Raw genomic sequence first — 844 nt, 5'->3', positions numbered from 1 at the left:
TTTTTTTAGTGGTTTCTACAGTCTTTGCAATATCTATTATATAAATTTTTATCCAAAAATAGATAGTTGCAATGAAAAATAGAGCCAACAAAAATACAACAAACCATACATCTAGCATAGTTTTACCACCATTCTACCCAGCCATTTTTTTAATCTTATCTCGAGCGTCTAACCATGCTGCAATAGTTGATCCTGGGTCAAGAACATTTTTAACAACATGAGAAATAATAGAATTTATTCCGGTTACTTGTCTTATTCCGAAAGTCATAAGAGTTGCAACAACTTTTCTCGCGATTAATCTTGTTGCATACTCAGCACCGTGTTTCATAATTAAAGCTTTGATACCTGCTCCAACTCCTCCGCCAACAGCAAAACTAACGCCGACGTTAATAGCACTAGCTAAAACGGAATTAGAAATAGCTCCATGAGCAGCCGCTAAAACATCTTGACCGCTAATACGATCAAATAAATTCTCGTGATTTTCGTCTATTCCATCTATAATTTTTTCAGTTGTTTCAGCTAAATTTAAATAATTAGAAGTTCCGGGAGTATATAAATTAATGATTGATTGCGCATATACAGCAACGTCTTCCTGGGTTGGAGTTGGAAGGTTTAAAGATTCTGCTTCTGCATAAACTATTTGGGTAAAATCTTCAAATTCAGATTGAGACATCTTATCTGTAGTAACGATTTCTTCAGGGGTGGATACAAACTCTTCTACTTTTTGTTCGTCGTATGTATCTAAAATAGATTTCTCGTTTGCTTTAACAAGATTGGCGTTAACTACTACATTCCGAGCATAGTCATTCCCGGTAGCAAACATAGGAGAAATAATTTCTACAGA

General features: G+C 34.8%; 1 protein-coding gene. It reads right to left on the bottom strand.

Annotated features, from left to right (window positions below; genetic code table 11):
* Nucleotides 1-133 precede the first annotated feature (133 nt).
* Nucleotides 134-844, bottom strand: a 711-nt coding sequence (locus AKK44_RS09310) for a hypothetical protein (RefSeq protein ID WP_236686744.1), incomplete at its 5' end; no start/stop codon positions are given.

The sequence above is a fragment of the Streptococcus phocae genome, assembly GCF_001302265.1.
Lineage (GTDB): Bacteria > Bacillota > Bacilli > Lactobacillales > Streptococcaceae > Streptococcus > Streptococcus phocae.
Note: the sequence above shows the minus strand (reverse complement) of the source record. Positions and strands in the feature narration are given on the sequence as shown.